The following is a 2,206-nucleotide window of genomic DNA, read 5'->3' on the forward strand; positions in this document are numbered from 1 at the left end:
AAAACTCCCTCTTTATCTTGGTTTTTTTGAGTTTGTACACAATGCTGGCCTACGAGGTAAAGGGCTGCTTGAGCCACTCATTCAACTATTGGTTACCTAGCAGTCTTGAACCCGATATGAGCCTTCATCAAAATAAACTTCCTCTACTCGTTGTTCGAATTCAAGACGATTAAAATAAAAAACACAAAAAAACATTAATTTTTTAGGGATTTTATTTACAATTCGAACAAATAAGGTGTTGAATTTTACGCTAAGAAAACAGGGTTTTTACATCAATACATTAACTTTGTTGTAATTATTACAAAAAATAACGATTTTTCATTCTGTGATGGCTGTTTTTTCTAATAAAATTACAAGGTTGTATTCCTGGCCGCAGCTGGATTAGCACATGAGTTTTCTTTACAATTGCGGCCAATTTGCAGAGGTAGGTTAAGAATACCCGTAGGCGAATACTCCTCTTTACCCATGATTTGTTATTTTCACTCAGCATTTGTCCTCATTTGCGAACAAAGTGAAAAAAAGGATTGATAAATGAACGCTGATAAACACCTAAAAAGTTGGCAAGAACGTTTCGAATTAGCAGAAGCTATGCAACCTTTGCTTGGTAAACTGTACCGAAACCAAGGTGTAGAAGTAGTAATGTATGGTAAGCCGCTGTTGAATGCGTCTACTATTGAAATTATTAAAGCTCACCGTTTAGTTCGTCGTTTTGTTGGTGATAAATTACGTTTACGTGAAAGCTTCCCATTCGTTGAAGCATTAAGCAAACTTGATGTTAAGCACTGTAAAGTTGATATCGGAAAGCTAGCCGTTAACTATTGGCGTAACCATAGTGATGCAAGCAACATTGAAGCATACATGGCATTAGAGCTTGCGTCAGGAATCGACAACGAAGCGAATACTGAGCCTAAAGACGTTGTTTTATATGGTTTTGGCCGTATTGGTCGTTTATTAGCACGTTTATTAATTGAAAAAACGGGTCAAAATAATAAGCTTTGTTTGCGTGCCATTGTTTTACGTGGTGGTCGTAAAGGTGATTTAGAAAAGCGTGCAAGCTTACTTCGTCGTGACTCAGTTCATGGACCGTTTAATGGTTCTGTTGAGATTGATGAAGAAAATAACGCCATCATTGCCAACGGTACATACATTCAAGTTATCTACGCTAACTCTCCAGACGAAGTAGATTATACTCAGTACGGTATTAATAATGCATTGGTTGTAGATAACACAGGTATCTGGACTAATGAAGAAGGTCTAGGTATGCACCTTAAATCGAAAGGTGCTGCGAAAGTATTACTTACGGCTCCTGCGAAAGATGCTATAAAAAATATCGTTTTTGGTGTAAACCATGACGATATTAAAGCGGAAGACAAAATCATTTCTGCTGCAAGTTGTACAACTAATGCTATTACTCCAGTGCTTAAAGCAGTAAATGATAAGTACGGTATCGAGAATGGTCATGTAGAGACGATTCACTCGTACACCAATGATCAGAACCTCATTGATAACTACCATAAAGCAGATCGTCGTGGACGTAGTGCAGCATTGAACATGGTTATTACTTCTACTGGTGCAGCCAAAGCGGTTTCAAAAGCTCTACCAGAAATGGAAGGTAAGTTAACAGGTAACGCTATCAGGGTTCCTACACCAAATGTTTCTATGGCCATTTTGAACTTGAATCTGAATTCTGAAGCAAATAAAGAGGAACTTAATGTTTATCTGCGTAATTCAGCATTACATTCAGAACTTCAGCATCAAATTGACTTTACAGAGTCGACAGAGCTCGTTTCTTCAGATTTAGTTGGTTCTCGTTATGCCGGCGTTGTGGATTCAGAAGCAACCATTGCTGAAGGTAAGCGTGCAACTCTATACGTATGGTATGACAACGAGTTTGGTTACAGCTGCCAGGTTGTTGGCGTTATGGAAAAAATGCTTGGTTTGAATACGTTATCGTTGCCTAACGGCTGATATGTTTGATAGTGTGTTTTGAGGCCGCATTATGCGGCCTTTTCTATGTCTGAGCGATCAGAATTGATTATACCCATGATACCTGAAGATGCTCGATTTCAGCGAGAATGCACAGCTTGTTAATCAAGGCGACAGTGTGCGGCAATAGTGAGCTATTGTTAGCACTGGCAACGAAGAGTAACAAGCTGTGCAACTCGCACTGCGTGGACTTCTCAGCGCCAATTCTTCTTTGTTACAT

1 protein-coding gene is annotated in these 2,206 nt (G+C 39.0%); it reads left to right on the plus strand.

The window, feature by feature from the left end:
- Positions 1 to 531 precede the first annotated feature (531 nt).
- Positions 532 to 1,968 (plus strand): glyceraldehyde-3-phosphate dehydrogenase, encoded by a 1,437-nt coding sequence (locus JQC92_RS22005; protein WP_205001667.1) that lies wholly within the window; start codon positions 532 to 534, stop codon positions 1,966 to 1,968.
- Positions 1,969 to 2,206 lie beyond the last annotated feature (238 nt).

It is taken from the genome of Parashewanella hymeniacidonis (genome assembly GCF_016900895.1).
GTDB classification, from domain to species: domain Bacteria; phylum Pseudomonadota; class Gammaproteobacteria; order Enterobacterales; family Shewanellaceae; genus Parashewanella; species Parashewanella hymeniacidonis.

Bases quoted from the DNA above. Each gene is read 5' to 3' on its own strand.
- JQC92_RS22005 (WP_205001667.1), top strand. From the start codon at position 532: ATGAACGCTGATAAACACCTAAAAAGTTGGCAAGAACGTTTCGAATTA.